The sequence below is a fragment of the Streptomyces sp. NPDC005393 genome, from assembly GCF_040606675.1.
Classification (GTDB): Bacteria; Actinomycetota; Actinomycetes; order Streptomycetales; family Streptomycetaceae; genus Streptomyces.
On sequence record NZ_JBEXFG010000023.1, the window covers coordinates 38881 to 63754 of the forward strand.

At 72.6% G+C, this 24874-nt stretch carries 18 protein-coding genes and 1 pseudogene; 2 read left to right on the plus strand and 17 right to left on the minus strand.

The genetic code is table 11. The features are described 5' to 3' along the window. Nucleotide 1 precedes the first annotated feature (1 nt). The 9 genes from ABZS71_RS20090 to bldG all read right to left on the minus strand — a co-directional run bounded on the left by ABZS71_RS20090 (nt 2) and on the right by bldG (nt 14560). Nucleotides 2-1252, minus strand: a complete 1251-nt coding sequence (locus ABZS71_RS20090; protein WP_356211868.1) for a DNA polymerase III subunit delta' — start codon at nt 1250-1252, stop codon at nt 2-4. A gap of 124 nt (nt 1253-1376) precedes the next feature. Then, nucleotides 1377-4637, minus strand: coding sequence for a dTMP kinase (gene tmk / locus ABZS71_RS20095; RefSeq protein WP_356211871.1), 3261 nt, complete (start codon nt 4635-4637; stop codon nt 1377-1379). 112 nt (nt 4638-4749) lie between these two features. After that, nucleotides 4750-7596, minus strand: a complete 2847-nt coding sequence (topA, locus tag ABZS71_RS20100) for a type I DNA topoisomerase (RefSeq protein ID WP_356211874.1) — start codon at nt 7594-7596, stop codon at nt 4750-4752. Nucleotides 7597-7804: 208 nt separating this feature from the next. Beyond that, nucleotides 7805-8002, minus strand: a complete 198-nt coding sequence (locus ABZS71_RS20105; RefSeq protein ID WP_355841603.1) for a hypothetical protein — start codon at nt 8000-8002, stop codon at nt 7805-7807. Between the two features lie 280 nt (nt 8003-8282). Next, nucleotides 8283-9854 carry a class I SAM-dependent methyltransferase gene (locus tag ABZS71_RS20110; RefSeq protein WP_356211877.1) on the minus strand — a complete coding sequence of 524 codons (1572 nt, stop codon included), beginning with the start codon at nt 9852-9854 and terminating at the stop codon, nt 8283-8285. A 122-nt stretch (nt 9855-9976) separates the two neighbouring features. Next, on the minus strand, nt 9977-10555 hold the full coding sequence (locus ABZS71_RS20115; RefSeq protein WP_355841597.1) for a small secreted protein: 579 nt from the start codon (nt 10553-10555) through the stop codon (nt 9977-9979). Between the two features lie 239 nt (nt 10556-10794). Then, nucleotides 10795-13233: a sodium-translocating pyrophosphatase gene (locus ABZS71_RS20120; RefSeq protein ID WP_356211880.1), complete on the minus strand. Its 2439-nt coding sequence runs from the start codon at nt 13231-13233 to the stop codon at nt 10795-10797. A 454-nt stretch (nt 13234-13687) separates the two neighbouring features. Further along, a complete protein-coding gene (locus ABZS71_RS20125; RefSeq protein ID WP_356211884.1) occupies nt 13688-14128 on the minus strand; it encodes an ATP-binding protein in 441 nt (146 codons plus the stop codon). Nucleotides 14129-14218: 90 nt separating this feature from the next. Further along, nucleotides 14219-14560: an anti-sigma factor antagonist BldG gene (gene bldG / locus ABZS71_RS20130; protein WP_014061729.1), complete on the minus strand. Its 342-nt coding sequence runs from the start codon at nt 14558-14560 to the stop codon at nt 14219-14221. 54 nt (nt 14561-14614) lie between these two features. On the opposite strand from bldG, the gene ABZS71_RS20135 reads away from it, so the two are divergent. Next, nucleotides 14615-17071 carry a DEAD/DEAH box helicase gene (locus ABZS71_RS20135; protein ID WP_356211887.1) on the plus strand — a complete coding sequence of 819 codons (2457 nt, stop codon included), beginning with the start codon at nt 14615-14617 and terminating at the stop codon, nt 17069-17071. Nucleotides 17072-17422: 351 nt separating this feature from the next. Here the strand turns inward: ABZS71_RS20135 and ABZS71_RS20140 are convergent. From ABZS71_RS20140 to ssd, 7 genes and pseudogenes are all read right to left on the minus strand, one after another. Beyond that, nucleotides 17423-17656 (minus strand): annotated as a pseudogene (locus ABZS71_RS20140) (Rv3654c family TadE-like protein); the annotation flags it as partial. 29 nt (nt 17657-17685) lie between these two features. Further along, nucleotides 17686-18195: a TadE family type IV pilus minor pilin gene (locus tag ABZS71_RS20145; RefSeq protein ID WP_356211890.1), complete on the minus strand. Its 510-nt coding sequence runs from the start codon at nt 18193-18195 to the stop codon at nt 17686-17688. Next, a complete protein-coding gene (locus tag ABZS71_RS20150; protein ID WP_355841581.1) occupies nt 18182-18379 on the minus strand; it encodes a DUF4244 domain-containing protein in 198 nt (65 codons plus the stop codon). Before ABZS71_RS20150 ends, ABZS71_RS20145 begins: the two co-directional genes overlap by 14 nt. Before the next feature lie 58 nt (nt 18380-18437). Continuing rightward, nucleotides 18438-19253 (minus strand): type II secretion system F family protein, encoded by an 816-nt coding sequence (locus tag ABZS71_RS20155; RefSeq protein WP_356211893.1) that lies wholly within the window; start codon nt 19251-19253, stop codon nt 18438-18440. After that, a complete protein-coding gene (locus ABZS71_RS20160; RefSeq protein WP_356211896.1) occupies nt 19243-20169 on the minus strand; it encodes a type II secretion system F family protein in 927 nt (308 codons plus the stop codon). The genes ABZS71_RS20155 and ABZS71_RS20160 overlap by 11 nt, the downstream gene beginning before the upstream one ends. Beyond that, on the minus strand, nt 20166-21332 hold the full coding sequence (locus ABZS71_RS20165; protein ID WP_356211899.1) for a TadA family conjugal transfer-associated ATPase: 1167 nt from the start codon (nt 21330-21332) through the stop codon (nt 20166-20168). Before ABZS71_RS20165 ends, ABZS71_RS20160 begins: the two co-directional genes overlap by 4 nt. Then, nucleotides 21329-22438: a septum site-determining protein Ssd gene (gene ssd / locus ABZS71_RS20170; RefSeq protein WP_356211902.1), complete on the minus strand. Its 1110-nt coding sequence runs from the start codon at nt 22436-22438 to the stop codon at nt 21329-21331. The genes ABZS71_RS20165 and ssd overlap by 4 nt, the downstream gene beginning before the upstream one ends. Before the next feature lie 453 nt (nt 22439-22891). On the opposite strand from ssd, the gene ABZS71_RS20175 reads away from it, so the two are divergent. After that, nucleotides 22892-23728, plus strand: a complete 837-nt coding sequence (locus tag ABZS71_RS20175) for an HAD family hydrolase (RefSeq protein ID WP_355841566.1) — start codon at nt 22892-22894, stop codon at nt 23726-23728. A 300-nt stretch (nt 23729-24028) separates the two neighbouring features. Here the strand turns inward: ABZS71_RS20175 and ABZS71_RS20180 are convergent, their stop codons facing one another. Beyond that, the gene (locus tag ABZS71_RS20180) at nt 24029-24856 is read right to left on the minus strand and encodes an oxidoreductase (RefSeq protein WP_356211905.1); all 828 of its coding nucleotides are present in this window, start codon (nt 24854-24856) and stop codon (nt 24029-24031) included. Nucleotides 24857-24874: the final 18 nt, after the last annotated feature.

Consider the following 24874-nt stretch of genomic DNA (forward strand, 5'->3'; position numbering starts at 1 on the left):
CTCAGCCCGCGCGCAGCGCCATGGTCATCGCCTCCACCGCCAGCAGCGGCGCCACATTGCGGTCCAGCGCCTGCCGGCACGCCGCGACCGCCTCTATCCGGCGCAGCGTCCGCTCCGGCTTCGAACCGGCTGCCACCCGCTCCAGCGCGTCCCGCACATCGGTGTTGGCGAGGGCGACCCGAGAGCCCAGCTGAAGGGCCAGCACATCCCGGTAGAAGCCCGTCAGATCGGTGAGCGCGAGGTCGAGGGTGTCGCGCTGGGTGCGGGTCGCGCGCCGTTTCTGGCGGTCCTGGAGATCCTTCATGGCCCCGGCAGTGCCGCGCGGCAGCCGTCCACCCGTGCCCGCGGCGGCGCCGAGCGCGGCGCGCAGCTCCTCGGTCTCCTTGGTGTCGACCTCCTCCGCCACCTGCTTGGCGTCCTCAGCCGCCGCGTCGATCAGCTCCTGGGCCGCCTTGAGGCAGCCGCCCACGTCGTCGACGCGCAGCGGAAGCCTCATGACCGCGGCGCGGCGGGCGCGCGCCCGCTCGTCGGTGGCCAGACGGCGGGCGCGGCCGATATGGCCCTGGGTCGCGCGGGCGGCGGAGGCGGCGAGCTCGGGGTCGATGCCGTCGCGGCGGACGAGGAGATCCGCGACGGCGTCCACCGGCGGCGTACGGAGGGTGAGGAGGCGGCAGCGGGAGCGGATCGTGGGCAGCACATCCTCCAGGGAGGGCGCGCACAGCAGCCATACGGTGCGCGGCGCGGGCTCCTCGACGGCCTTGAGGAGGACATTGCCCGCGCCCTCGGTGAGCCGGTCGGCGTCCTCCAGGACGATCACCTGCCAGCGGCCGCCGGCGGGCGACAGCTGGGCCCGGCGGACGAGGTCGCGGGTCTCCTTGACGCCGATGCTGAGCATGTCCGTACGCACCACCTCCACATCGGCGTGCGTGCCGACGAGGGCGGTGTGGCAGCCGTCGCAGAAGCCGCAGCCGGGGGCGGCGCCGAGCGCCCGGTCGGGGCTGACGCACTGCAGCGCGGCGGCGAAGGCACGGGCGGCGGTGGCCCGCCCGGAGCCGGGCGGGCCGGTGAATAGCCAGGCGTGTGTCATCTTCGACGCCGCCTGGGGCTCGGCGGGGGCGTCACCCGCGGCGCGGGTCCTGGCGCGGGTCCTACCCGCGGCGGCGGCCGTGACCAGCGTGTCCGCGTCCCGCGCGGCAGCCGTCAGCTGGGCGGCAACACGGTCCTGCCCGACCAGGTCGTCCCACACCGCCATGGCTGCCTCCGCCCTTCGTTCTGGACGCATCCCATTGTGGGCCACCCCGCTGACAGTGGGCGCCACGGTCGCTGGCGGCGCCCACCGTCCCCGTGGTCAGCGGCGGCGCCCGCCGTCCTCGTGGTCAGCGGCGGCGCCCGCCGTCCTCGTCGTCGTGCGGGCCGAGCAGCTCGTCGGCCAGCGTCGGCAGGTCGTCCAGCGGGGTCTCCTCCGCCCACTCCGGGCGGCGGCGGGGGCGGCGCGACGACTCGGCGTCGCCCTGGGGCCCACCCTGCGGACGACCCAGGCCCTGGCTCCGGCCCTGGTCGTACTGCGGCAGCTCGCGCGTGGGCTCGTTCCCCTGCTGGTGCCCCTGGCCCTGCCCCTGCCCCTGGCCCTGCTCCCGGCCCTGCTCCTGCTCCTGCTCCTGGCGGAACAGCCACGGCGGGACCCGGTCCGTCGGGTCGGCGGCACGCTCGTCCCGTACGGGCGGTAGTACGGCCGTCTCGTCCGCCGCGTTCGGGGCCGGGGCGTCGACGGGCGGCTGGGGGAGGACGGCGGTCTCCTCGACGTCCGGGGCGTCCTGGGGAGGTACGGGCGGAAGCACGGCGGTCTCGTCGGCCGCGTTCGACGCCGGGGCGGCGGGGGAACCACCGGTCCGCGGGTCGAAGCGCGGCGTCCGGACCGTCTCCGCCACATCCGCGCCCTCGGTCTGGTTCCGGCCCGTGCCTCGGCCCGTGTCCTGGGGCCCGTCCCGGCCCTCGTCCTCGGCCGGCCGCGCCGCAGCCTCGGTCTCCACCGTCGGTGCCTCGGCCCCGGAGGACGCCGAGGGCCTCGCGTCCGCCGCCAGCCGTGCCTGCTCCGCCCGCAGCAGCGCCTCCTCGGCCTTGCGCTGCTCGTCCAGGCGGCGCGCCTCCGCCTCGGCCCGCTGCCGGGTCTCCGTCTCCGTCTGGAGGCGGCGCCGCTCCTCCTCGGCGGCGCGGGCGCGGTCCTCGGCCTCGATGCGCTTACGCTCCTCCTCGGCCCTGCGGCGCGCGTCCTCGGCCCGCTGACGGGCCGACTCCGCCTGCCGTTCGGCCTCGCGCTGCCGCGCCTCCTCCAGCTCGCGGCGCTTGCGCTCCTCCTCCTCGGCGCGCGCCGTGGCGAGCGCCTCCTGGCGCTCGCGCTCCAGCCGCTCCTCCTCCGCCTTGCGCGCGGCCTCTTCCTCGGCCCTGCGGCGGGACTCCTCCTCGGCCGCCTTACGGGCCTCCTCCTGGGCCTTCACCTCCGCCTCCGACAGCGGCAGCATCTGGTCCAGGCGGTGGCGCACCACGGAGGTGACCGCCTCCGGCAGCTGCCCGGCGTCGACGACGAGATAGCGGGCCGGGTCGGCGGCGGCGAGGGCCAGGAATCCGGCCCGTACGCGCTGGTGGAACTCGGCGGGCTCGGACTCGAGCCGGTCCGGGGCCTCCGTAAAGCGCTCACGCGCGGTCTCCGGCGAGACGTCCAGCAGCACCGTCAGATGCGGCACCAGGCCGTTGGTCGCCCACCGCGAGATACGGGCGATCTCGGTCGCGGCGAGGTCGCGCCCCGCGCCCTGGTAGGCGACGGAGGAGTCGATATAGCGGTCGGAGATGACGACCGCGCCGCGCTCCAGCGCCGGACGGACCACGGAGTCGACGTGCTCGGCGCGGTCCGCCGCGTACAGCAGCGCCTCCGCGCGGTGCGAGATCCCGGCGGACGAGACATCGAGCAGGATCGAGCGGAGCCGCTTGCCGATGGCGGTCGCGCCCGGCTCACGGGTCACCACCACCTCGTGGCCCTTGGCCCTGACCCATTCGGCCAGCGCCTCCACCTGCGTGGACTTACCCGCTCCGTCGCCGCCCTCGACGGCGATGAAGAAGCCGGTGGTGGCCGGGGCCTCCACCGCGCCGCCGCCGCGCAGCGCCTCGCGCAGATCGCGCCGCAGCGGTACGCCCTGCCGGTCGTCGGTCCTGCCGAGGACGAGCGCCGCGACGGGCAGCAGCAGCGCGCCGACGAGCATGAGGGTGAAGGCGGCGCCGCCGTGGGCGAAGACGAAGTCGCCGCTGCCGAGCCGGTGCGGTCCGATGGCGGCGGCGAGCAGCGGGGCGGCGACCGCGCCGAGCCCGACGAAGACGCGGACGACGGCGTGGAGGTGCTCGGTCATCCGGGGCCGGCGGGACTCCTCGGACTCCTGGTCGAGGAGGGCGTGGCCGGTGTGGGCGGCGACGCCGGCCGACAGGCCCGCGAGCAGTGCGATCAGTACTACGGTCGTCGCGTCGTGCACCAGGCCCACCGCGAGCAGCGCGAGGCCCGTCAGCGCGACCGACATCGCGAGCAGCCGGCGTCGCGACAGGCCCGGGAGGACCTTCGGCGCCCAGCGGATGCCGAGGACCGGGCCGCCGCTGAGGACGAGGACGAGCAGCGAGAAGCCGACCGGACCGCCGCCGAGGTCGACCGCCTGCAGCGCGGCGACGCCGACGGCTGCGGCGATCGCGGCCGCCACCCCTGCGCAGGAGAGCACCAGCAGCGGGACTGCGCCGGTGCGGCCCTTGTCGGTGCCGGTGCCGGACGCGGCCCGGGGGCGGCGCAGCCCTTCGAGGGGGGAGCGCGTGCGGGTCGTCTGCGCGCTGGGCAGCTCGACGAAGTAGAGGATCGAGACGGAGGCGGCGAAGAGTCCGGCGCCGACGTACGAGCCCAGGGCGGCCTGGTGGCCGTGGAACCACTCGATGCCGGTGCCCAGCAGCCTGCCGATGAGGGTGACGACGAGCAGTCCGGCGGCGGCGATCGGCAGCGTCAGGAAGTTCGTACGGAGCGAGAGCCGGCGCAGCGCGTCGAGGTGGTCGGGCAGCGGGCGTACGGCGGCGCCCTCGGCGGGCGGGGCCGGAAGCAGCCCGGGGGCCGCGTCGTCCTTGGCGACGGTCCACAAGCGCTCGGCGACGCCGAGGACAAAGGTGGTGATGAGCAGCCAGGCGACGGCGTCGTCCGGGGTCCAGTCGATCCACAGCGGGGCGATGAGGAGCAGGACGAGCCGCAGGACATCCGCGCCGATCATGGTCCAGCGCCGGTCCAGCGGACCGGAGGGACCGATCAGTGCGGAGAGCGGCCCGAGCAGCACCGCGCCGAACAGCAGCGTCGCGAAGAACCGCACGCCCAGGACGGCGGCGACGGCGAAGGCCGCCCCGCGATATCCGCCGCCGAAGGAGCCCGTGGCCACCGACGCCTGCAGCGACAGAAGGATGAGCACCAGCACGCCGAGCGCGTCGGCGGCGCCGCCGACGAGTTGGGCACTCCACAGCCGTCGCAGGGGCGGATAGCGCAGCAGGGCTCGTACGGCACGCTCGCGGGAGTCCGCGGCAAGGGCGCCGGAAGTGGTGGGCACGTCCGTTGGCTGCTCTCGCGTCATCCCGCCAGCCTATCCGGATCACATGAATCCACGTCCCCCCGGCCGAACAAACGGACGGGGGGACGTGAACGGTGCGGAGATTACCCCGCCTTATGCCGCTTTGGCCGCCGGCTCACTCCGCGTTGGCCGCGGGCTTCTTGGCCGTCTTGGCCGCCGTGGTCTTCTTGGCGGCGGTCTTCTTGGCCGTGGCCGTCTTCTTCGCGGCGGTCTTGGCGGTGGTCTTCTTGGCGGTGGTGGTCTTCTTCGCCGCCGTCTTCTTGGCAGCGGCCTTCTTGGCGGTCTTCTTGGCCGGGCTCTTGGCGCGCTTCTCCGCGAGCAGCTCATAGGCGCGCTCGGGCGTGATCGTCTCGACGTCGTCGTCCCGGCGCAGCGTCGCGTTGGTCTCGCCGTCCGTGACGTACGGGCCGAAGCGGCCGTCCTTCACCACGACCGGCTTCTCGCTGACCGGGTCGGTGCCCAGCTCCTTCAGCGGCGGCTTGGCCGCGGCCCGGCCGCGCTGCTTGGGCTGGGCGTAGATCGCCAGCGCCTCTTCGAGCGTGATGGTGAAGATCTGATCCTCGCTGTCCAGCGAGCGCGAGTCCGTGCCCTTCTTCAGGTACGGGCCGTAGCGGCCGTTCTGCGCGGTGATCTCGACGCCCTCGGGGTCGGTGCCCACGACGCGCGGCAGCGACAGCAGCTTGAGCGCGTCCTCCAGGGTGACCGTGTCCAGGGACATCGACTTGAAGAGGGAGGCGGTGCGCGGCTTGACCGCGTTCTTGCCGCTCTTCGGGGTGCCCTCGGGCAGCACCTCGGTGACGTACGGGCCGTAGCGGCCGTCCTTGGCGACGATCGTGCGGCCGGTCTCGGGGTCGACGCCCAGCTCGAATTCGCCGCTCGGCTTGGCGAGCAGCTCCTTCGCGTACTCCACGGTCAGCTCGTCCGGCGGCAGGTCGTCGGGGACGTCGGCGCGGTGTCCGGTGCCGCCCTCGGCGTCCGCCGGGCGCTCCACATACGGGCCGTAGCGGCCGACGCGCAGCATGATGCCGTCGCCCACCGGGAAGGACGAGATCTCGCGGGCGTCGATCGCGCCCAGATCGGTGACGAGCTCCTTGAGGCCGCCGAGATGGTCGCCGTCGCCGTTTCCGGCCGCGGCCGCGGCGCCCTCGCTACCCTTCGCGCTCTCGCCGAAGTAGAAGCGCTTGAGCCACGGCACGGCCTGGGCCTCGCCGCGGGCGATGCGGTCGAGGTCGTCCTCCATCTTGGCGGTGAAGTCGTAGTCGACCAGTCGGCCGAAGTGCTTCTCCAGCAGGTTGACCACGGCGAAGCTCAGGAAGGACGGCACGAGCGCCGTGCCCTTCTTGAAGACATAGCCGCGGTCGAGGATGGTGCCGAGGATCGTGGCGTAGGTCGAGGGGCGGCCGATCTCGCGCTCTTCGAGCTCCTTGACCAGCGATGCCTCGGTGTAGCGGGCCGGGGCCTTGGTGGCGTGGCCGTCGGCGGTGATCTCCTCGGCGGCGAGCCGGTTGCCCTCGGCGACCTGCGGCAGCCGCCGCTCACGGTCGTCGAGCTCGGCGTTCGGGTCGTCCGCGCCCTCCACATAGGCCTTCATGAAGCCGTGGAAGGTGATCGTCTTACCGGAGGCGGAGAACTCGGCGTCCCGGCCGTCGCTCGACTGCCCGCCGATCTTGACGGTGACCGAGTTGCCGACCGCGTCCTTCATCTGGGAGGCGACGGTCCGCTTCCAGATCAGCTCGTAGAGCCGGAACTGGTCGCCCTTGAGGCCGGTCTCTGCCGGAGTGCGGAAACGGTCTCCCGAGGGGCGGACGGCCTCGTGCGCCTCCTGGGCGTTCTTGACCTTGCCCGTGTAAACGCGCGGCTTGTCCGGCAGATAGTCGGCGCCGTACAGCTGCGTGACCTGCGCCCGGGCCGCCGCCACCGCCGTGTCCGACAGGGTGGTGGAGTCGGTACGCATATAGGTGATGAAGCCGTTCTCGTACAGCTTCTGCGCCACCTGCATGGTGGCCTTGGCGCCGAAGCCGAGCTTGCGGCTCGCCTCCTGCTGCAGGGTGGTCGTACGGAACGGGGCGTACGGCGAGCGGCGGTACGGCTTGGACTCGACCGAGCGCACCGCGAAGGCGGTGTCGGCGAGGGCAGCGGCCAGCGTGCGGGCGCCTTCCTCGTCCAGGTGGAGGACGTTCGCGCCCTCCTTCAGCTGACCGAGCGAGGTGAAGTCACGGCCCTGGGCGACCCGGCGGCCGTCCACCGCGGTCAGCCGGGCGCCGAAGGTGCCCGGATCGCTGACGTCACCGGCCCGGCCGGTCGCGAAGGTGCCGGTCAGGTCCCAGTACTCGGCGGAGCGGAAGGCGATGCGCTCGCGCTCGCGCTCGACGACGAGACGGGTGGCCACCGACTGGACACGGCCCGCGGACAGGCCCCGCATGACCTTCTTCCACAGGACCGGCGAGACCTCGTAGCCGTAGAGACGGTCGAGGATGCGGCGGGTCTCCTGGGCCTCGACGAGGCGCTGGTTCAGCTCGCGCGGATTGGCCACCGCGGCCCGGATCGCGTCCTTGGTGATCTCGTGGAAGACCATCCGGCGGACCGGGACCTTGGGCTTGAGGACTTCCTGGAGGTGCCAGGCGATGGCCTCGCCCTCGCGGTCCTCATCGGTGGCGAGGAAGAGTTCGTCGGAGTCGGCGAGCAGCTCCTTGAGCTTCCTGACCTGGCTCTTCTTATCCGCGTTGACGACATAGACGGGCTGGAAGTCATGCTCGACGTCCACCCCGAGGCGACGGACCTCACCGGTGTACTGATCGGGTACCTCGGCCGCACCGTTCGGCAGGTCCCGGATGTGCCCGACGCTGGCCTCGACCACGTAGCCCGGGCCGAGATAGCCCTTGATCGTCTTCGCCTTGGCAGGCGACTCGACGATGACGAGTCGGCGGCCGCCCTGCGCGGTCTCGCTGGTGGTCGGGGACAACTTGGCTCTTCTCTCCGGTCGACGCTCGGTGAACGGGCACTGCCGCGCGGGTAACGCGCACACGCCCCTCTACGGTGACGCTGCGGAGTGTGACGGTACATCCCGCCCCCGTGTCAAACGGAAAAAGCCCGCAACGCCACTCGAACGGTAACCCGACAAGCGTCCTGTCTGCCGCCCGGACCGGCACAAGGCACCACGGAAGGCCCTGTCAGGCGTAACCCAGACACCAGATCCCGCCGCCGAGTGCGGCGATGCCAAAGAGAAGGGAGAGCGTCGCCGAAGCGACGGGGCTCACACCGTGCACGACCGGCACACGCAGCTTCAAACGCGCCGCCGTCCACAGCAGCAGCGCGGCGCCGAACAACACGAATGCCGTTCCGGCGAAGATCGCAGGTCCGCTCTCCATGGCGGGATCGTGGCACGTACGGGAGGCGTGAGCGCGAACCTGGGGTGAACGGCACGCGACCAGCGCTTCCGGCCATGTTCATATGCCCAGCGTACGGCTCATCCCGCCCGCCGCCACATCCCGTACGCCCCGTTGGCCATCGCTCGCCCCACAAGCCCCGTAGGCCCCTGTAAGCCCTCCTTAGGCTCCTGTAAGCCCCCTTGGCCCCCGGCGCGACATCTTCCTGCCATACGGAGGCAGGGGCGCGGCGCGATCACACCCGGCGCACGCCCAGCGCGCGCTACACGCCCCCGTCGCCCCCGTTCTCGACCGGCCGCAGAAAGCCCTGCTCCACCAGGAGCCGGATGGACTCCGGGGTGCGGTCGCGGAGCACCACCGGGTCCTCCCCGAGCAGCTGCGCGATCGCGTCCAGAATCCGGCCCGCGCTGAGCGTGCCGTCGCACACGCCCGCAAAGCCCGCGCCGACCGTGTCGACCTTCGTCGCCCGCCGCATCCCTCGGTGCTGCCGGAGCACCACATGCTCGGGGTCCTCGGCCCCCGGCAGACCCACCTGCTCCTGTACGACCTCGTCCGCCAGCCGGAAGCGCGAGGCCAGCAGCGCCGCGTCGTCGTGCGTACGCAGAAAGTCCTGCCGGTCGAAGTGGGCCGCGACCTCGTCCCCCAGCGGCTGCTCAACCGGATGCGGCCATTCCTCCATGGTCACCGACGGCCGCTCGGCGCCGGACTTGCGCAGCGTGATCCAGCCGAAGCCGATGGCCTTGGTCTTCCGCGCCTCGAACTCCTCCAGCCACGCCTCGTAGCGCGCCGCGTACACGTCGGGCCCGGCCAGATGCTCGCCCGCGTCGCGCAGCCACAGCTCGGCGTACTGCGTGATGTCCTGCACCTCGCGCTGCACGATCCACGCGTCGCAGCCGGACGGCACCCAGGAGGCGAGCCGCTCGCGCCAGTCCTCCCCCTCGATGTGCTGCCAGTTGGCGAGCAGCTGGCACCAGCCGCCGTCGGTGAGATGGGCGGCGGACCGCTGGACGAGGGTGCGGCACAGATCGTCCGCGGCCATTCCGCCGTCCCGGTAGACGAGCTCGGAGCCCTCCGGGGAGCGGGGGGAGATCACAAAGGGCGGGTTGGACACGATCAGGTCGTACGTCTCGCCCTCGACCGGCTCGAAGAGCGACCCTTCGCGCAGATCGGGCTCCGGCGCCCCGGACAGGGCGAGGGTGAGCCGGGCGATGCCCAGCGCGCGCGGATTGCGGTCGGTGGCGGTGACCCGGCCGGCGTGCCGGCCCGCGTGCAGCGCCTGGATGCCGGAGCCGGTGCCGAGATCCAGGACCCGGTCCACCGGGGTCGGGACGGTGAGACCGGCGAGCGTGGTGGACGCGCCGCCGACCCCGAGGACGAGCTGGGAGCGGTCCACGCCGCCGCGCGCGCCGCCCGGCCCCCCGATCCCGCCCGCGCCGCCGACCGCGCAGCCCAGATCGGAGACGATCCACCAGTCCTGGCCCTCCGGACCGCCGTACGGCCGCACATCCACGCTCGCGCGCACCTCCGCGCCGTCCCGCACCAGCCAGCCGTCGGCCAGGCAGTCCTCGACGGGCAGGGCGGCGGCGGCCCGCTCGTACGACGTGGGCCGCTGCAGCAAAAAGAGCCGCACCAGGGTCTCCAGCGGGCTCTCGCCCCGGGTCGCGCGCAGCGCGGGGACGGTCTCGCTGCGCGCCAGGGCGGCGTAGGCGGGCGCGCCGAGGAGATCCAGCAGGCCGTCGGCGGTGAAGGAGGCGGCCAGCAGCGCCTCGCGGAGGCGGGCGGTGCGCTCGGGGTCGGCGGCGGGGAGGCGGAACGGGGGCTGGTGCGTACTCACGCCCCCATTGTCGGGGTAACCACCGACAGCGGGCGACGACAGGGTGCGTCGCCGGAGCCGGCCTGAGGTGACGGACCGACAAGGGGGGCGTGGGGCGGGAGTCTTTGCCCCCGGTTACGCCGCTAGGACTGCGTGGCCGTGGCGCCGCCCGTCGTCTTCGGCTTCTGGCAGCCGGGCTGCTTGGCCATCGCCGTCCCGACCTTTCCTTCCTGCAGCTTCTGCAGGGCCTTGTCACCCGACTTGCTGAGCTTGTCGAGCTCGTCGGCGATGCCCTTGAGCCCCTCGGCGAACTTCGACTTGTCCGAGGTCTCGAGCTTGTCGACGGTCGTCCTCAGGTTCTTGTACGCAGCGGAGGTGGCGTTGAGCTCCTTGACGGCCTGCTTCTGGGTCTGCTCGCCGTTGTCGACGGGCGGTGGGCCCGCCTTGTTCACCGCCTTGGCGAGCGCCGCGTACGACTCGGAGATCTGCTGGAACGCCGCGGAGTCCGTCTGCTGAAGCTTCTTGGAGTCCTGCTCGTCGGCGGCAGCCTGGATCGAGGCGTTGGCTCCCTGAATCTTCTTCAGCTGCGGCTGCACCTCGTCACAGACCGACTTTGCCCAGTCGTTGACCTTCTTGTCGCCATCGTTGCCGCCCCCGCAGCCGGTCAGCGCCAGTACGAGCGCCGCACCGCCGGACAGTGCAGCCACAAGCTTCTTGTTCACCGGATTGGTCCCTTCCATGGCTCTCGGCCCCGGAACATACACGCCCATCCGACAGGAACCGTGCGACGAGCATCCTGTATGGATGTTTTTAAAGCCATTTGAACCAAGCTCGGTGTGCCGATGGCCTCACTGTGCGGAGGGTACGGCGCGGGCACACGAACGGGCGGACGGTATGCCTTCGCACACCGCCCGCCCGCAGTTCGCAGGGGCTCTCACGGCCCCGTGGCCGACCCAGGGGGCTAGGACACCACCGCCGATTCGGCTGACTTCGCGACGCGCTCGGAGTTGTCTTCGTCACCCACGGCGATCCCGCGCCGCTTGGAGACGTAGACGGCGGCCACAATGATCACGATGGCGAGCACCGCGATGACCGCGCGCAGCCCCGAGCTGGCGTCGTCCCCGTACGAGAACTTCACCACCGCCGGGGCGATCAGCAGCGCCACCAGGTTCATGACCTTCAGCAGCGGGTTGATCGCGGGGCCCGCGGTGTCCTTGAACGGGTCGCCGACCGTGTCGCCGATCACCGTCGCGGCGTGTGCCTCGCTTCCCTTGCCGCCGTGGTGCCCGTCCTCGACCAGCTTCTTCGCGTTGTCCCAGGCGCCGCCGGAGTTCGCGAGGAAGACGGCCATCAGGGTGCCGGTGCCGATCGCGCCCGCCAGGAACGAGCCGAGCGCGCCGACCCCGAAGGTGAATCCGACGGCGATCGGCGCCAGGACGGCGAGCAGACCCGGAGTGGCCAGCTCGCGCAGCGCGTCCTTGGTGCAGATGTCGACGACCCGCCCGTAGTCCGGCGTCTCGCTGTAGTCCATGATCCCTGGCTTCTCACGGAACTGCCGCCGCACCTCGAAGACCACCGCGCCCGCCGACCGCGACACCGCGTTGATCGCCAGCCCCGAGAAGAGGAAGACGACGGCGGCGCCGAGGACGAGCCCGACGAGATTGTTGGGCTGCGAGATGTCCAGGCTCAGATTCATCTCGCCGGCCACGGTCGTGTGCACTTCCCTGATCGCCTCGGCGATGGCGTCGCGGTACGAGCCGAAGAGCGCCGCCGCGGCGAGCACCGCCGTCGCGATCGCGATGCCCTTGGTGATCGCCTTGGTGGTGTTGCCGACCGCGTCGAGGTCGGTGAGCACCTGCGCGCCCGCGCCCTTGATGTCGCCGGACATCTCGGCGATGCCCTGGGCGTTGTCGGAGACCGGGCCGAAGGTGTCCATGGCGACGATGACGCCGACGGTGGTCAGCAGACCGGTGCCGGCGAGCGCGACCGCGAACAGCGCCAGCATGATCGAGGTGCCGCCGAGCAGAAACGCGCCGTAGACGCTGAGCCCGATCAGCACCGCCGAGTAGACCGCGGACTCCAGGCCCACCGAGATGCCGGAGAGGATCACGGTGGCCGGGCCGGTCAGAGAGGTCCTGCCGATGTCCCGTACGGGGCGCCGGCTGGTCTCGGTGAAGTAGCCCGTGAGCTGCTGGATGAGCGCGGCGAGCACGATGCCGATGGCGACGGCGACGAGCGCGAGCACGCGCGGGTCTCCCTGGTGGCCGAGGATCTCGCGGGCGGTGACGCCGTCCAGATCCGCGTAGCTGGACGGCAGATAGACGAAGACCGCGACCGCCACCAGCGCCATCGAGATCACCGCGGAGATGAAGAAACCACGGTTGATGGCGGTCATCCCGCTGCGGTCGGCGCGGCGCGGGGCCACGGCGAAGATCCCGATCATGGCGGTGATCACACCGATGGCCGGAACGAGCAGCGGGAAGGCCAGGCCTGAGTCGCCGAAGGCGGCCTTGCCGAGGATCAGCGCGGCCACCAAGGTCACGGCGTAGGACTCGAAGAGGTCGGCGGCCATACCCGCGCAGTCGCCGACGTTGTCGCCCACGTTGTCCGCGATGGTGGCGGCGTTGCGCGGGTCGTCCTCGGGGATGCCCTTCTCGACCTTGCCGACGAGGTCGGCACCGACATCGGCGGCCTTGGTGAAGATGCCGCCGCCGACTCTCATGAACATCGCGATCAGTGCGGCGCCGAGGCCGAAGCCCTCCAGCACCTTGGGCGCGTCGGCCGCGTATACGAGCACCACACAGGAGGCGCCCAGCAGGCCGAGGCCCACGGTGAACATGCCGACGACACCGCCCGTACGGAAAGCGATCTTCATCGCCTTGTGCGAGACCACCGTCAGATCCACGCTCGGCTTACCGGGCGCGGACGAGGCGGAATCGCCGTCGACCGGTGCGGTGGGAGCCGCGGGGGTGGCTTCCCGGGCGGCGGCGGCGACGCGCACATTGCTGCGCACCGCGAGCCACATCCCGATATAGCCGGTGGCCGCCGAGAATCCCGCGCCGATCAGAAAGAACACCGAACGCCCGATGCGCTGCGGCCAGTCATCGGCCGGCAACAGCATGAGCAGGAAGAACACCACCACGGCGAATGCGCCGAGGGTACGCAGCTGCCGGGCCAGATAGGCATTCGCGCCTTCCTGCACCGCCGCGGCGATCTTCTTCATACTGTCCGTGCCCTCGTCGGCCGCGAGGACTTGTCGTACCAGGACCACCGCGACCGCGAGTGCCGCGACCGCGACGGCGGCGATCACCAGCACGAGCACACGGTTGTCGTCGGTCAGCTCTGCGGCGGCCAGGGTTGAGGTGAGGTCCAGCTGATGAGGGGTGAGAGGCCCCGCCATTCGTCCTCCTTGACGTTTGGCACATGGGCGCGCAGCAGTTCTGCGACCGCAGAAGAGCCGCCACGCTCAGGCGTCCTGAGCTCAAGATGTGGACGGATTGTAGGGAGCGTCACACGATCAAAACAGGGCGCCGGAACGGGAATTCGCCTGCACCAGCGAAGATCAATAGGTTTGGGCCCCGGGAATTCCTTCGAAAGAAGCAAGGTCGACAATCCACTGACGGGTGTCAAATGATCTCTATAAATGATCTCAGGGCACTATGAAAAGCGCTGCTCAGAGCAGTCCGGCGAAGGAGCGCCACAGATCGTGACAGCGGGCGCCGAGGGGTGATCGGGACCGTACGGAGGCCCGGGCCGCGGGTATGCCGACGGCCGGCCCGGCAGTCATAAAAACGGCCGGACCGGTGGTCGCGAAAAGCCACGACGGGGCCGGAGGGCCCCGCTCCGGGAGAGGGCTACGGCACGAGGGTCTGGGGAGAGGTCGGCCAGCTCATCCGGATCACGCCACCGGTCTCGCTGCTCGTCACCTCCACGTCGTCGACGAGCCCGCTGATGACGGCGAGACCCATCTCGTCCTCACCCTCCGGCTCGGCGGCGCCCGCGTCGTCCACATCCGGGTGGGAGCCGGGTGCCAGGCCCGCGGAGGTCGGGGACTCGTCGCCGACCTCGATGGAGAACTTCTTCTCCTCCTCGGTCAGCACCACCCGCACCGGGGCTTCCACCCCGTTGCTCAGATGGAGCCCGACCGCACGCGTACAGGCTTCACCGACCGCGAGCCGCACCTCGTCGAGCACGGCCTCGTCCACCCCCGCCCGGCGCGCCACGGCCGCCGCAACCAGACGGGCGGTCCTGACATGCTCGGGCAGCGCGCTGAAGCGGAGTTCGACGGTGGCCATGCCATCCCCCTCGGGCGTATGGGCGTGCATATCGGGGGGCCGGGCGACGATCGCCCGGAACCCCCTTCTTTGTCTTCCGGCGGCGACCAGTCAGTCAGTCGCCGCGACAGCGTCCTCGACCGAGGTGTGAATCGGGAACACCTTGGTCAGGCCGGTGATACGGAAGATCTTGAGAATGCGCTCCTGGTTGCAGACCAGGCGCAGCGAGCCCTCATGGGCCCGCACTCGCTTGAGCCCGCCGACGAGCACGCCGAGCCCGGTGGAGTCGAGAAAGTCGACGCCCTCCATGTCGACGACGAGATGGTAGTTGCCGTCGTTGACAAGCTCGACCAGCTGCTCGCGCAGCTTGGGCGCGGTGTATACATCAATCTCGCCACCGACCTCGACGACCGTGCGGTCGTCGACGGTCCGAGTCGACAGGGACAGGTCCACGGATCCTCCAGCACCTTGCATCGAGCGGTCGCCCCCCATGGATCGGCAGCCGCGATGGCATTCAATCACTTACCAGCAGGCGTGCACGACGCCTTGAGCCCATTGTCCGTCAGACCAGTGACACACTCGGTGTCGATGGCCCACAACCAACTCCCGCGGCAGGCGGGCATACGCCCCTCACCCCGGGCTGTCCTCGGTCGTCTCAGCACCGGGGCGGGCCGAGGCACGCGCATCACTCATACGGAGCACTTGCCCCCGCGTCTCGGGAGCCATGCCGACTGGCCTTCCCCGATTCGGGCGGAGGTGATCAACGCCATCCGGGCCGCCGGAATCGAGCGGCCATGGGCGCACCAGGCGCGCACGGCCGAACACGCACTGCGCGGGGAATCCGTGGTCGTGGCCACCGGCACCGCCTCCGGCAAGTCCCTCTCCTATCTCGCCCCCGTCCTCAGCACGCTGCTGGACGGCTCGGAGGAGCCCAGCGGGCGGGGGGCGACCGCCCTGTATCTCTCGCCCACCAAGGCACTGGCCGCCGATCAGCGCCGCGCGGTGGCCGACATCGCCGCCCCGCTGGGCACCGGCGTCCGCGCGGCGGTCTACGACGGCGACACGCCGGTCGAGGAGCGCGAGTGGGTCCGCCAGTACGCGAACTATGTGCTCACCAACCCCGACATGCTGCACCGGGGCATCCTGCCCGGCCACCCCAGGTGGTCCTCCTTCCTGCGAACGCTGCGCTATGTCGTGATCGACGAGTGCCACACCTACCGGGGCGTCTTCGGCTCCCATGTCGCCCAGGTGCTGCGCCGACTGCGCCGCGTCTGCGCCCGCTACGGCTCCTCGCCCGTCTTCCTGCTCGCCTCGGCCACCGCCGCCGACCCGGCGGTCGCCGCGACCCGGCTGACCGGGCTGCCGGTCGTGGAGATCACCGAGGACGCCTCGCCCCGCGGCGAGGTCGTCTTCGCCCTCTGGGAGCCGCCCCTGACCGAGCTCCACGGTGAGCAGGGCGCCCCGGTCCGCCGCACCGCCACCGCGGAGTCCGCCGACCTGCTCACCGATCTGGCCGTCCAGGGCGTCCGTACGGTCACCTTCGTACGCTCCCGGCGTGGCGCGGAGCTGATCGCCCTGATCGCCCAGGAGCGGCTCGCGGAGGTGGACCGCTCCCTGCCGGGCCGGGTGGCCGCCTATCGCGGCGGCTATCTCCCTGAGGAGCGCCGGGCCCTGGAGCGTGCCCTGCACTCCGGCGAGCTCCTGGGACTCGCCGCGACCACCGCCCTGGAACTCGGGATGGACATCGCCGGCCTGGACGCCGTCGTCGTGGCGGGCTATCCCGGCACCCGCGCCTCCCTGTGGCAGCAGGCGGGGCGGGCCGGGCGCGCGGGACAGGGGGCCCTCGCCATCCTGGTCGCCCGGGACGATCCGCTGGACACCTATCTCGTCCACCACCCGGACGCCCTCTTCCGGCAGCCCGTCGAGTCCACCGTCCTCGACCCGGACAACCCGTACGTCCTCGCCCCGCATCTGTGCGCGGCCGCGGCCGAGCTCCCGCTCACCGAGGCGGACCTGGAGCTCTTCGGCCCGGCCGCCGAGGAGCTGATGCCGCAGCTGGAGGAGCGCAAGCTGCTGCGTCGCCGAGCGCGGGCCTGGCACTGGACCCGCCGCGAGCGCGCCGCCGACCTCACCGACATCCGCGGGGAGGGCGGCAGCCCGGTCCAGGTCGTGGAGGCGGCGACCGGGCGGCTGCTGGGCACCGTGGACGCCTCGGCCGCCCACACCACCGTCCACGAGGGCGCCGTCCACCTCCACCAGGGGCGGAGCTACCTCGTCAAACAGCTCGACCTCGACGACTCGGTCGCCCTCGTGGAGGAGGCCAGTCCGCCCTACTCCACCACGGCCCGCGACACCACGGCGATCTCCATCCTGGAGACCACGACCGAGATTCCGTGGGGGGACGCACGGCTGTGCTTCGGCTCGGTCGAAGTCACCAACCAGGTCGTCTCCTTTCTGCGCCGCAAGCTGATCACCGGCGAGGTCCTCGGCGAGTCCAAGCTCGACCTCCCGCCCCGCACGCTGCGCACCCGGGCCGTGTGGTGGACGGTCACCGAGGACCAGCTCGATGACGCCCGGGTGCATCCCCAGGCCCTCGGCGGCGCCCTGCACGCCGCCGAGCACGCCTCCATCGGCATCCTGCCGCTCTTCGCGACCTGCGACCGCTGGGACATCGGCGGGGTGTCCGTCCCGCTGCACCCCGATACGCTCCTTCCGACGGTCTTCGTGTACGACGGGCATCCCGGCGGCGCGGGCTTCGCCGAGCGGGCCTTCCACACGGCCGCCGACTGGCTGACGGCCACCCGCGAGGCGATCGCCGTCTGTGAGTGCGAGGCGGGGTGTCCCTCCTGCATCCAGTCGCCCAAGTGCGGCAACGGCAACGACCCGCTGGACAAGAAGGCCGCCATCCGGCTGCTGACGACCCTTCTCGCCGGAGCCCCGGACCAGCCGTCCCCCGCCGAGTGACTGACCCCTGTCAGATGGCCATCCCCCGACAGACGGCCATCCCCCACCGGGTGGCCAACCCCGCCGGGTGGCCCCCCGCTGAGTGACTGGGCCCCGCTGAGTGATTGGGCCCAGCCGGGTGGCCAGCCCCCACCGGGTGGCCGGCCCCCGCCTTGGCCCCCGGCTGAGTGACCATCCCCCACCGGGCGACCAGCCTCCGCCGGGTGACCGCTCCAGGGCGGCCGTCGTCGCCGGTGGCCGGCAGACCGGACCCGGCAGACGGTCGGCCCAGCCGGCGACGGGCGTGTCGGCGGGGCCGGCTCGCGCCCGGGCCCGGAGGGCGAACGGCCCGGCGCGCACCTCGGCCGTGAGATCCGCGATCTCGCCGCTCAGGGCGCACCGCACCACGCGCGCCCCCTGGGCCGAGGCCACCCGCCGGGCGAGGCCGCATGCCGCACGAGGCCCCTCCAGGCCGTGGTCCGCCGCCGCGAGCGCCGCCAGGTCGGCCGCCCCGCCCGCCCGATGGCGCGCCATCATGGCCTGCCCGGCCGCCAGCACGACCGCGAACACCGCGCACAGGGCCGTCGCGGCCAGCGCGGCCCACATGGTGGCCGAGCCGCGGTCGTCCGCCCGCCTCACGGGACCGCCTCCCGTGCCGTGCCCACCGCGCCGGCCGGCTCGCCCACCGGGTTGTCCTCGGCGAGCGCGGCCGCCTCGCCGCGCAGACTCACCGCCAGCGCGCCGGGACCGGCCGCGTGGGTCCGGACCCGCACCCGCACCAGGTCCCCCTCCCGCCATAGCTCGACCCGCGCTCCGCGCGGCGCGGCGGACCGGGCGGCGGCCACCGCGGCCGCCCGCGACTCCGAGCGCGCCGCGGCCCGCGCCCCGGCCCCGGCCGCGTCCACGCACTGCAGCTGCGCGGACGCGGCCATCAGACCCCAGATCAGCATCAAGGCGAACAGCGCCAGCACCGGCAGCGCGACAGCCGCCTCCGCCGTGACAAAGCCGCGGTCCGCCACCAAGCCGCGGTCCGACCCCAGGTCGCGGTCCGGCCCCGAGTCGCTCGTCCTCGGGGTGCCCCGCGCGCCGGGAGCGGCGCGCGGGTCCGCCTGCCCGACCCTTTCCGGCGTCTCAGAACTGCGCATCGAGCGCCCGCCCGATCACCGATTCCAGCGCACCGCTGACGGTCCCGCTCGTCACCACCTTGTACAGCACCGCGGCGAAGGCGCACGCCGCGATCGTCCCCATCGCGTACTCGGCGGTGGCCATTCCCGCCTCGGCCCTCGCACGCGCCGCCGCGTACCGCCGTGCCCACCACTGCTTACCCATGTCGGCCCCCTTGTGGTTGTTGTTGTGCCGTACCGCATCTGGTCCGTGTCTCGTGCGCTCAGGTGCCGCTCGCCAGGCCGTGGGCCAGCCCGATCATCACGGGGGCCAGGCCGATCAGCAGGAACGCGGGCAGGAAGCAGCCGCCCAGCGGGGCGTTGGCCAGCGCACCGGTGCGCTCGGCCCGTCTCATCGCCTCCCGCGTCCGCTCGGCGCGGCATTCGGCCGCCAGCCGGGACACCGGCTCCACCGCCGGTGCGCCCGTCGTCCCGGCGCGCTCCAACGCGCGCGCCAGCCCGCGCGCTCCTGGCAAGGCGCCCACGCGCCCCCAGGCAGCGGCCGGTTCGCCTCCCAGCCGCAGCTCCACCGCGGTCTGTGCCAGTCGCTCGCCGACCGGCCCACCGAGCGACAGGCCCACCGCCTCCGCCGCCCTGTGCGGGCCCGCTCCGGCCGCCAGGCAGGCGGTCAGCAGATCGGCGGCCAGCGGGATCTGGTCTGCGGCGAGGCCCGTGAGGGGCCCGTCGCGGCCGTCCCGTCCGCTGACGGCCCGGCGGTGCCGCTGCCACCGCCGGACACCGCACGCGGCGGCGAGCCCCAGCAGGCAGCCCAGCGGCCCTTTGACGAGGACGAGGCCGGCCAGCAGGGCGCCGCCCGCCGCCGCCCAGGCCAGGAACGCGCCCTCGCCCGCCCCGGCGCGCCAGCGCCGGGGCGGGCGGGACCGCTTGCGGCGAATGTTCGGCGCGACCGGCAGCAGTACCGCCAGCCGCCGCCGGGCGGCCCGCTCCCGACGGGCCTCGGCCACGGTGATCGCCGTACACAGGACGGCCGCCACGAAGGACAGCGCGATCCCCAGACTGTGGACAACGTCAGCGCTCATGGGCCACCGGCCGCTCCGGCCCGCGCGCCGATCGCACCATCCGGGCGGTCCAGGCGAGCCCCGCCCACTCCAGCAGGCCGCCCACCAGCAGACAACCCAGCCCGGCCGGGGTGTGCAGCAGCACCCGCAGCGGCTCGGCGCCCAGCGCACTGCCCATCACCAGCCCGACGACGGGCAGCACGGCCAGCGCGACGGCGGTGGCTCTGGGCCCCGCGAGCTTGGCGCGCAGGCTCTCCCGCTGGTCCCGCTCGGCGCGCAGCGCCGCGGCCACCCGGTCGAGCCCGGCCGCGAGACCCGCCCCCTCGTCGACCGCCACCTGCCAGCAGGCCGCGACTCCGGTCAGCCCCTCAGCGCCCGGCAGCCGGGCCGCCCTCCGCAGCGCCTCGGGCACATCCCCGCCGAACCGCGCGGCTGCCGAGACGAGCCCCCATCGCTCCCCGAGGTCTCCGGGGGGCACGGCCAGCAGTGCCTCGCCGGGCTGCCGCCCGGCCCGCAGCTCGCCCGCCACCGCGCCGCACAGCTCGATCACCCTGGCGGCGCGCCGCTCACGGTCCCGGCCGCGCTCCCGGGCCCGCAGCCACCGGCCGACGGCCGGGACCGCCGCCAGCGCGCCGAGCAGCGGCAGGACCGACGCGCCGAGCAGCGCGATCACACATCCCACCGGCAGACACAGCAGCTCACGCCCCATCCGCCCGCCGTACCTGACCCGCCAACGCTCCCGCAGCCAGGCGGCCGTCTCGGACAGTCGCCGAGCCGGGTCCGGCCCGGCGGGCTCCACAGGCCCGCCGCCCGCGAACAGCACCCTGGCCCGACGCAGCTCCCGGTCCCGTCCGGCCAGCAGCCAGACGGCCGCTCCCGCACACAGCACCGCGGCGCACAGCGCCAGCGCCCCAGGGTCCCCTCCCGCGCCGGTCATGACGCACCTCCGCCCCGTACGCACAGCTTCTGGAGCCGCTGCCAGCCCGCCGCCCGCTCGAAGCCCTCCGGGCCACACACGGCCGCCGGCACGGTCGTCACATAGCCCGCCCGGTCCCGGTCCAGCACATGCAGCTCGGCGATCCTGCGCCGCCCGCCGCGGTCCCGCACCAGATGGACCAGGACCGACAGGGCGGCAGCCAACTGGCTGTGCAGCGCGGCCCGGTCAAGGCCCGCGGTCGAGCCGAGCGCCTCCAGCCGTGCCGGTACATCCGCCGCCGAATTGGCGTGGACGGTGCCGCAGCCACCCTCATGGCCGGTGTTCAAGGCGCCAAGGAGATCGCAGACCTCGGGGCCCCTCACCTCTCCGACCACCAGCCGGTCCGGGCGCATCCGCAGCGCCTGCCGCACCAGGTCCCGCAGGGTGACCTGGCCCCGGCCTTCCTGATTGGCGGGGCGGGTCTCCAGCCGGACCACATGCGGATGGTCGGGGCGCAGCTCGGCCGAATCCTCGGCGAGGACGATCCGCTCCCCCTTGCCGACCAGCCCCAGCAGGGTGCTCAGCAGAGTCGTCTTGCCCGATCCGGTGCCGCCGCTGACCAGGAACGACAGCCGGGCGTCCAGCATTGCCCGCAGCAGCTCCGCGCCGCCGGGCGGCACGGTCCCAGCCGCCCTCAGCTCCGCGAGCGAGAACGCCCTCGGGCGCATCACCCGCAGCGACAGACAGGTCGAGCCGACCGCCACCGGTGGGAGCACCGCGTGCATCCGCGTCCCGTCCGGCAGCCGGGCGTCCACCCATGGCCGGGCGTCGTCCAGCCGCCGCCCGGCCACCGCGGCGAGCCGCTGGGCGAGCCTGCGCACGGCGGCCGTATCCGCGAAGGTGACGGTCGTCCGCTCCAGCCCCGAACCCCGGTCGACCCATACCTCGTCGGGGGCGGTGACCAGGACGTCCGTGACATTGGGCGCGGCCAGCAGCGGCTCCAGGGGCCCGGTGCCGACCAGCTCGGAGCGCAGGGCCGCGACCACACCCAGCACTTCGGTGTCGCCGAGCAGCCGCCCCTCCTCGCGCAGGGCCGCCGCCACCCGCGCGGGCGTCGGCTCCGCCCCGCTCTCGGCCAGCCGCAGCCGCACCGCGTCCAGCAGGTCGGGCGAGGTGACGCTCATGCGGGGACACCCCCTTCGCCGGCCAGGGCACGGGCCCAGAACTCGGCGCAGAACCGGGCGAGGGGCCCGTGCACGCTGCCGCCCGGGGGCTCCCCGCCGTCGAGCGCGTCCAGCAGCCCCGGCTCCGACGGGAGTTGACCGGCGAGCGGCAGCCCGAGCAGCCGCGCGATCTCCTCGTCGTCGAGCTCCGGTCCGCACGGGCCCCGCACCACCGCACGCAGATCGCTCAGCACCATCCCCACCGTGGAGGCCACCCGGTGGGCGGCCGCGACGGCCCTCAGCTCCGCGGGGACGACCAGCAGACCGAGGTCCACCTGGGCCAGGGCCTCGGCAGCCGCATCGTCGACCCGCCGTGGCAGATCCACCACCACGACCCCGCCGCGCCGCCGGGCCGCGGCCAGCACCGCCCGCACGGCCGACGGCGGAATGACGACCGAATCGCCGCGGTCCCAGCTGAGCACCCGCAGGGAGTGGAGCTCGGGCAGCGATTCCTCGAGCGCGCTTCCGGCGACCCGGCCCCGCGATTCGGCGAAGGCCGGCCATCTCAGCCCCTCCGCGGCCTCGCCGCCGAGCAGCACATCGAGGCCACCGCCCAGCGGATCGCCGTCGACGAGCATGGTGCGCCGGCCCGAGCGGGCCGCGCTGACCGCCAGGGCGCAGGCGAGTGTGGAGGCGCCCGCTCCGCCGCGCCCGCCGATGACCCCGATCGTCAGGGCCTGCCGGCCCACGCCCTCCGCGACATCGGCGATCCGGTCCACCAGCCAGGTCTCGGCATTAGGCAGGAACGCCACATTGTCGACGCCGAGAGCCACCGCCCGCCGCCAGATGCCGTGGTCGTCGAGGTCGCGCCCGATGAGCAGGACGCCTTCTCTGCGGGTGCGGCCACACAGCCGGGCCGCGGCGTCGTCGCCGACCAGAATCAGCGGCGCGCCTTCCCAACTGCCCCGGCGGGTGGGCGCGCCGTGCGCCACTTCGGGCTCGGCTCCGGCCGCCGCGCACAGCCGCAGCAGATCGTCGAGAAGCTCCTCGTCCTCGGTGACGATCAGCGGTCTGCTCCGCTGGACTTCGGCCGCCGTCGGACGTTCCGGTGTGATGGATGCAGTCACGATCCCTCCCCATATCGTTACGCGCTCTCACTGCCGCGAACGGCGAGTGCGAACATCGCCGAGAATCACGATGTGGGGATCCAGGAAATCTTGGGGATCTTGGTCCAAAACCGTGGACAACTCATCAGTTGTGAATATCCCCGTCACCTAAACCAGTGACTTCCGGAGAGCAGCCTAGCGATTACGTACGGTTACCGTTCAGGCTGGTGGGGAGGAAGGGCCGCACGGGCCCCGATAAGGGGAGCACGCTCTGGCGAGAACACCGAAAAGGCATCCGGACATGCGACGACCCCCGCCGGGGGGGAGAGCGGGGGTCGTCCCCACGGCCGACTCGGGGGGGGAGGAGTCGGGCCGGGTTAGCACGGTCGCGAACGATCCGTGACTTCCATGGTGTACCCGAGAGCCTTCTCAGGCAAACCCACGCGCCTCAGCTTACGCCGAATGGTGGGCCCTATGCTCGGCGTCGTGGAAAACCACTCCTTGCCTCGGACAGCCGCCTTCTTTGACCTGGACAAGACGGTCATTGCGAAGTCAAGCACGCTCACCTTCAGCAAGTCCTTCTACCAGGGTGGGTTGATCAACCGCCGCGCCGTACTGCGCACCGCCTATGCCCAGTTCCTCTTCCTCACCGGCGGCGCCGATCACGAGCAGATGGAGCGGATGCGCGAGTACCTCTCGGCGCTCTGCCGCGGGTGGAATGTCCAGCAGGTGAAGGAGATCGTCGCGGAAACCCTGCACGACCTCATCGATCCCATCATCTATGACGAGGCCGCCTCGCTCATCGAGGAGCACCACACCGCCGGGCGGGATGTGGTCATCGTCAGCACCTCGGGGGCCGAGGTCGTCGAGCCGATCGGCGAGCTGCTGGGCGCCGACCGCGTGGTGGCCACCCGCATGGTCGTCAAGGACGGGGTGTTCACCGGCGAGGTGGAGTACTACGCCTATGGCCCGACCAAGGCGGAGGCAATCGCCGAGCTGGCGGAGTCCGAGGGATACGACTTGTCGCGTTGTTACGCCTACAGCGATTCGGCGACCGACCTTCCCATGCTGGAGTCGGTCGGCCATCCGCATGCGGTCAATCCGGACCGGGCCCTGCGGCGCGAGGCGGGAGCCCGTGGCTGGCCGGTCCTCACCTTCGACCGCCCGGTCCGGCTGAAGCAGCGCGTGCCCTCACTCTCCATGCCGCCGCGCCCGGTGCTCGCCGTGGCCGCTGCCGTCGGCGCGGCCGCCGCCACCGCCGGTCTGGTCTGGTACACCAATCGGCGCCGCGCCCTGTATGCCCGCATTTGAGGGGTAATAGCAAAGATCTGCGGCCAGGGGTTCCGCTTGGCCTCTCGCAGGAGTAGAAAGGAATCGACGGCCCGCGAGACCAGGGGTATCCGGGAGGATTTCCCCCAGACGCACCAAGGCCCACGGACCGAGCACGGATGCTGAGCACCCACGCGACGCCGACCCGTCGAATACGGGCCCGCCGCACCAGGTAACGGGCAAAGATCTCGGCCTGATGGGCAAATATTGTGCACGCATGGTAACCCGGCGGATGTGCCAGCGGCGGTACCCAAGTGGTGCCGCCGCAACTCTGTCCGGGCGTCAGGCCGCTCCGCGCTGCAGGGCCTCGCAGACCGCCGTGGACTCCCGCACCCCGAACTCAACCGCCCGTCCGCAGTGCGCGATCCACGCCGCCATTCCCTCTGGCGTCCCGGACGCATAGCCCTCCAGCGCCGCCATATACGCGGCGACACCCTGCTCCGCATGCCCCACCTCGGCAGGGCAGATCGACTTGGGGTCGAGCCCGCTGCCGACCAGGACGATCCGCTCGGCCGCGCGCGCCACCAGGCCATTGCGGGAGACGAAGGGCCGCAGGGCGAGCAGTTCGCCGTGCACCACCGCAGCCGTCACCAGCGCCGGGGCCTCGCTGCCCGCGAGCAGCAACCGCGCCAGCCCGTCGAGCCGTCCCGCCACCTCGTCCGCGTCCGGCAGCGGCAGATCCAGTCCGACCAGCGGTTCCTCCACCAGCTCACCCGCCAGCCGGGGCCGCCCCACTCTGTCGTCCGCCTCCGCTCCGCCCGCCGCGACCAGATGCAGCCGGGCCAGCACCCGCAGCGGCGACTGGCGCCAGACGCTCAACAGCTGCCCCGCCTCTGCGGTCAGCCGCAGCGCCGCACCCACCGTCCGCGGCTCCCCCTCGGCCCCGAAGTCGGTGCGCCGGCGCACCTCTTCAAGCGCCCAGTCGGCGCCGGCCAGCGCGGCGGAGCCACGCGCTCCGCGCAATGCGGCCTCGGAGGTGACCTCATTGCTGCGGCGGCGCATCACCCGGTGGCCGTAACCCCGGTCCACGGCCTTACGTACGGCGTCCACGGACTCGGTCACGCCGGGCAGCGCGGCCAGGGCGGCGAGGGGGTCTGCTGACGTACTCATGAGTACGACCCTACGCAC

Bases quoted from the DNA above. Each gene is read 5' to 3' on its own strand.
- ABZS71_RS20090 (WP_356211868.1), bottom strand. From the start codon at position 1,252: ATGGCGGTGTGGGACGACCTGGTCGGGCAGGACCGTGTTGCCGCCCAG.
- tmk (WP_356211871.1), bottom strand. From the start codon at position 4,637: ATGACGCGAGAGCAGCCAACGGACGTGCCCACCACTTCCGGCGCCCTT.
- ABZS71_RS20105 (WP_355841603.1), bottom strand. From the start codon at position 8,002: ATGGAGAGCGGACCTGCGATCTTCGCCGGAACGGCATTCGTGTTGTTC.
- ABZS71_RS20120 (WP_356211880.1), bottom strand. From the start codon at position 13,233: ATGGCGGGGCCTCTCACCCCTCATCAGCTGGACCTCACCTCAACCCTG.
- ABZS71_RS20125 (WP_356211884.1), bottom strand. From the start codon at position 14,128: ATGGCCACCGTCGAACTCCGCTTCAGCGCGCTGCCCGAGCATGTCAGG.
- ABZS71_RS20135 (WP_356211887.1), top strand. From the start codon at position 14,615: ATGGCATTCAATCACTTACCAGCAGGCGTGCACGACGCCTTGAGCCCA.
- ABZS71_RS20145 (WP_356211890.1), bottom strand. From the start codon at position 18,195: ATGCGCAGTTCTGAGACGCCGGAAAGGGTCGGGCAGGCGGACCCGCGC.
- ABZS71_RS20150 (WP_355841581.1), bottom strand. From the start codon at position 18,379: ATGGGTAAGCAGTGGTGGGCACGGCGGTACGCGGCGGCGCGTGCGAGG.
- ABZS71_RS20155 (WP_356211893.1), bottom strand. From the start codon at position 19,253: ATGAGCGCTGACGTTGTCCACAGTCTGGGGATCGCGCTGTCCTTCGTG.
- ABZS71_RS20160 (WP_356211896.1), bottom strand. From the start codon at position 20,169: ATGACCGGCGCGGGAGGGGACCCTGGGGCGCTGGCGCTGTGCGCCGCG.
- ABZS71_RS20165 (WP_356211899.1), bottom strand. From the start codon at position 21,332: ATGAGCGTCACCTCGCCCGACCTGCTGGACGCGGTGCGGCTGCGGCTG.
- ABZS71_RS20175 (WP_355841566.1), top strand. From the start codon at position 22,892: ATGCTCGGCGTCGTGGAAAACCACTCCTTGCCTCGGACAGCCGCCTTC.
- ABZS71_RS20180 (WP_356211905.1), bottom strand. From the start codon at position 24,856: ATGAGTACGTCAGCAGACCCCCTCGCCGCCCTGGCCGCGCTGCCCGGC.